A 5,224-nucleotide genomic window follows, 5' to 3' on the forward strand; every position below is an offset into this window, starting at 1 on the left:
CGTCCGCCGAAATAGCTTTCGTCCAACTCGACAGGGCCCTCAAAAACCTCATCGGCAACCAAGGTCAAATGATGGCTGATGACCATACGGATTTTACGGTAAAACAGAATAGCGGAGTTGGGCTGAATGCCCAAAAGATCGGCAGCGGAACGGGCGGTAACTTGGAGTACAAAAAATTCAAGTAGTTTCTTTTGAACTCTCTTGCTTAATTTACAATTAGTTATCTTCATTTTCGTAGCCTAGCATAGCTGCTAATCTACGTCAGTCCCTAAATTAAACGCTACAGCGTTGGCTCGCCTTGCCGTGCTGCTTGTACTGTTTGCGGCACGCTGCCTTGCCTCATTCATTTTATGCGGGACACTTGGCGGTATTGCTGAATGTGTTGCAGATAAAATTCCAGGCTGTCTGATGTGTTCAGACAGCCTGGAGTAACATCCCTGCTATTACTGACTTAGTACTGTGACAGAGTTTCTAAGACTGGATCGCGCCCAAGATTTGCTGGCGCATATTCCGGCCCTGTTCGTCTCGCTCCACAATCATGGCGAACAAACACCGTCCTTCGCTCATCTGTGCCCAATGCTGACCAATCAAGCATTTCTCTTTGCTATCGTCATTGGTCTTATAGGCCTCGCCTTTGTATTCTAGTACTAAAATCCGCCCATCTTTCAGCTCACAGATGAAATCAGGGAAAAAGCGGTTACCGCGGACACCCGACAAGGGCAGCCAAAAACCACGTTTGCCTAAGTCGGGGTTACGTATCCAGTATTTGATTTCAGGTAGCGTATCGATGATCTGGGCGCAGTCAAACTCTTCACCCTGTGCTTTTAGGTTTTCAATTTCTGGGAAAAAGTGCTTGGTAAACCGATAGTGGCCTGGATAAAACGGCGGTTGCGGTTCGTAGTTTTCGGGCGAGAACTCATAGCAGAATTGCTCACTCAAACAGGCTTGCGTTTCAGCGGCATCGTTGAACAAAGTTTGCTGATAGCCTTCGACCATCGCCTGTTCGCGATAGCGGTTCATTAAACCTTCCACCGCCCGTGCTAATGCAAATTTGTTTTGCAGCAAATCCGCCAATTTTACGTTAGGTTTTGCTAGCAGATTCCGGACAACACGTTGCAAAAACGGCAACATTTGCTGTTGCGGCGTGTCATCGTGTTCGATATTGCGATCCAGCCAATTGACCAAATCGTCATCAGTAAAATCCAAAAAACCATGGTTGAAACTGAGTTGCTGTGCAGTTTGGCGGTATTCCACCGTTTCATTATTATCCAAATCGATGCTGAACTGCACATCGTTGTCGGTTGCCTGAAAATCCAGTTCGGCAGGATAATCATTGATGTTCCAGCCTAATATATTCAGCAATAATTTTGGCTCGAACAAATCCAATTCGTCCTGATAACTCAAAAATTTCAGGCAAACCTGCGGCAGTTTGGGGAAGGTTTCACCACGCTGGGACGGCGACTTATTCAGCTCGATTTTTTGGTTATGCACGGCAATCTGCGTTTTTAACGCCTCGCGTCTTTTGCCGCTCGGGCTGTGTTGCAGCAGCAATTTTTCCGTTTCGGGTGTAATGCTGCCCGAAATCTGCACGGTTGCGCTGCCGTCTTCCTGTGTGGTCAATTTGATTTGTCCGCGCTGTTCTTCAGGCAGGCGGCACACATCGGGAATGCTTGCCAATTCAAACACGCTCACGGTTTGGCTACCGATACTGGGTAATTCGTATCCATCAAACAAATCATCCGGTTTTCCCAAATCATTACGTAAAATCTTGGCGATTTCCAAATGGTTGAAACCCATATTGACCAGTTTGTCCGTCAAACTGCCTGCTGCTGCGCCAAACTTCGGCGAGAGCAAATGTGCATATGCCCAATTCAAATCTTCCACCATGCGCCGTTTTGCATAGGGCATCCGCAGTACGCGCCCCAACAACTGCTCCGCATCTTTGGCAGAGGACACGTTTTGCAGCGAACAAAACACATAGGCAAACGGGCAGTCCCAACCTTCTTTTAAGGCTTCAACGGTAATCACAAACTCAACCGGGCAGTCGGGTGACAATAGGTTGATGCCGTCCAATTCCCGTTGTGCGCCGGTAACCACCGCAATTTTTTCAGGGGCGATATGCAGGCTACCTGAAAGGTAATCGCGCAGCACATCAACCGTAACCGTACCGTTTTTATTCTCCGCCTGAAACAGTACAATTGGGCGGATATAGTCGGCTTCCAGTTGTGCCTTTTGTGCCAAATCTGCGCGTTGCAACACTGCCCGATCTACGATTTCCTGCCAGTTTTTACCGCTGTGATCCTGTACATAAATCGGCAGTTTGATCATCTCTTCCGCTTTCAATGCTGCTGCACCAACGTGGTAAATGATATTGCTGCCATGTTTTCTGTCTGTGTTTGGCGTGGCGGTAAATTCCACAATTGCCGCAGGATGGACGCGGCGCAGCGTTTCAAAGGTTAGGGCCGTGCGTGCGTTGTGTGCTTCATCCACAATCACTAGCGGGCGGTTTGTCGCCAGCAGGTTGGCAAACGAACATTTCACCTTGCCTACTGCCTGTACCTGCAAACCGTTCTCCCGAATATCCATACTGCCTATTTTCTCCAAATCGCGTAACACGTTTTCAGGTAGCCTGGCAAAATGAGGTTCCAGTTGTTCGTGGTGCGCGTAAATTTTGCGTCCTGAGGTATCGTCCACACGGAAGTTCTGAATGGTGGAAACTACGACTATCGTTTTATTCCCCCAATCCTGTGGCTTAAGCTGGGTAAACTGTTCCGCATCAATCACGATCACTTCTCGATTGAACGCATCGTCCAATGCCAGACGGTAGGCGTGCCGGCGGTTGTTTAGCGCTTCCACCGTTTGCGCCTTGATCGTTTTGCTTGGTACAAGCCATAACACCACAGGGCGTTCGCAATCCAAATAATCCTTGGCCGCACGCGAAACCGTATGCGCGGCCAGCAGCGTTTTGCCGCCACCGGTGGGAATCCGCATACAAACATAAGGAATAGGCCATTGGTTGTCGGGATTGCGGTAGGGGATTTCTGGCTGCATTTGTGCAAATGCGTTTTCAGGTAGTCTGTCGCGGCATAAAGTCAAAAAGTCCGACAACGTCCCCAAAGCATTTTCCTGATAAGTTTTCAGTTTCATGATTTCCCCTTGTTATTTGCCGGTCACGTGATACGGGATTTGTTTGAACGTGATACGTTTTTGCCGTAAGGCTTCATCGCCCACAAGGCGCGCTTCGCCGTACACCACAATCTGTCGACCCTGTGCGACAAAATCATCCAAGCCAGGCAGTTCCGCCAAAACTTTGCGTGTTAGAACGTTGCCGCCTTGCGGGCGCTTGTCGCCCAAAATACCGTTGTAGAGCAAATAGAACGCCGTGTTTTCATGCACGCCGATCAAGGGCGTTTGCGGTTGCAGGCCGTCTGAAAAGGCAAAAGGGGTGTGGGTTTGCAAAAACCAGATATATGCCGCCAAGTCGGCAAATTTGATTTTGGGGTTGAGCGAGCCGTGTCGGTCGAACACAGGTACGCCCAATTCGCAAAAACGGAACGAGCCGCCGCCCTGCCAGCCGACTGCCTGAGAAATGCCGCCCTGTTCACCGTCTATCACTTTTTTCAAGCGCGGCACAACGTGGGTTTTTGCGTGCTCGCCGATCTCGATACCGATGTAGCGGCGGTTCATCTTGTGAGCAACGGCGGCCGTGGTGCCGCTGCCGAGGAAGCTGTCGAGGACGAGGTCGTTTTTGTTGGTGGCGATTTGCAGGATACGTTGGATTAGCCGTTCGGGTTTGGGGGTATCGAAAACCTCTTCGCCATTGAACTCTTTTACTTCTTTCTTGCCATCTTGATTATGTCCGACTTCGCTATGTTTCCATATGGTTAAGGGGGTAACACCGTCTTTGACTTCGGATAGAAACTTCTTTACACGAGGAACATTACCTCCTTTTTTTCCGAACCAAATACGATTGTCTTCGACCATTTTTTGAAAAGCAGCTTGATTGGTTTGCCAGCACCTTCCTTTTGCAGGATGAATTATTTTCCCAGACGGTGTGAGAATGGGGTAATCATAGTCAGCGTTATAGGTCTTTACTGAGAAATCGCTGCTTGTCCATAAGCCACGAGGATCATCATCAGGATTTTTATATGTTGAAATGGCAGTTGTGGAACGGGGCAGCAAATTCGGCTGCCATTTGTTTTTATTTTTGGCATAACAAAGGATATGGTCGTGATTGTCGCTTAGCCATTTCGCATCGTTCTGTGGGGAGAATTTTTTTTCCCACACTACATTTGACACAAAATTCCCCCGCCCGAAAATCTCATCCATCACCACTTTACAGTAATGGCTTTCGTTGTCGTCCAGCGTAATCCAAATGCTGCCGTCTTCCGCCAGCAGTTCATGCAAGAGTTCCAGACGCGGATACATCATCGACAGCCACAGGCTGTGCTCCAAATTGTCATCGTAATGGGAAAAGGCCGAGCCCGTGTTGTATGGCGGGTCGATAAAGATACATTTGACGCTGCCGGCATAAAACGGCAGCAAAGATTTCAGAGCGTCCAGATTGTCGCCCTGAATAATGAGATTGTTGCTAAGTGTTTGATTTATATTATTTTGCGGGGGGGGTGGTAAACATTTGAAGACCATAGGAAAATTTAGAATTTTCCATCAGCAGGCGATAGGCGCTTTTGGCTGCGGCACGCACAGCCTGCTCTTTGTTTGACCAGTATAATGATGGCATGGTGTGTCCTAGTGAAAAATGATGTCGCAGGCTGCGAAAATTATGGATTATACGTCAAAAATTGTACACGAACTTTCTCCCCCGCATCTTCCATGCTGTTACCGACAATGCTGCCGCTTTGGATGATTCGCTATATCGGAAATGAAAAGCTGAAAAGAGGCTACCTGAAATTTTCAGGTAGCCTCTTTGGACTTTGAGCATGATTGGATGTTAGGTGATTAAAAGAAGGGGCTAATTTACGTTCAGTCCATAGAAGAATGGTTCAGTTAAAAAACCAGGGGGATTCTTCACGACCACTGTATGGAGTGTCCCATTGGGATTTAAATTAGGGGCTGACGTAGATTAGCCCTAAATTCCACACCAATCCCGCAGGATTTTAAGCTGCTGGGACGGTGTGCCGAAGTTAAACCGAAATTCGCATTCTTTCAAGAACAGCGGGAAGGATTTGCGATCGATTCCGTTATATTTACGTAAGACGCGTTT

The 5,224-nt window shown here is 48.2% G+C and carries 2 protein-coding genes and 2 pseudogenes; all 4 read right to left on the reverse strand.

What is annotated here, in order from left to right; genetic code table 11:
* Positions 1-230 (reverse strand): annotated as a pseudogene (locus HMPREF2796_RS11615) (IS1595 family transposase); the annotation flags it as partial.
* A gap of 241 nt (positions 231-471) precedes the next feature.
* Entirely contained in the window at positions 472-3,147 is a 2,676-nt protein-coding gene (locus tag HMPREF2796_RS00920) for a DEAD/DEAH box helicase (protein ID WP_210385332.1), read from the reverse strand.
* A 12-nt stretch (positions 3,148-3,159) separates the two neighbouring features.
* Positions 3,160-4,647, reverse strand: a complete 1,488-nt coding sequence (locus HMPREF2796_RS00925) for a site-specific DNA-methyltransferase (protein WP_070630253.1) — start codon at positions 4,645-4,647, stop codon at positions 3,160-3,162.
* Between the two features lie 442 nt (positions 4,648-5,089).
* Positions 5,090-5,224: pseudogene (locus HMPREF2796_RS10965) on the reverse strand (IS1595 family transposase); the annotation flags it as partial.

The sequence above is a fragment of the Eikenella sp. HMSC071B05 genome (genome assembly GCF_001811325.1).
Taxonomy (GTDB): domain Bacteria; phylum Pseudomonadota; class Gammaproteobacteria; order Burkholderiales; family Neisseriaceae; genus Eikenella; species Eikenella corrodens.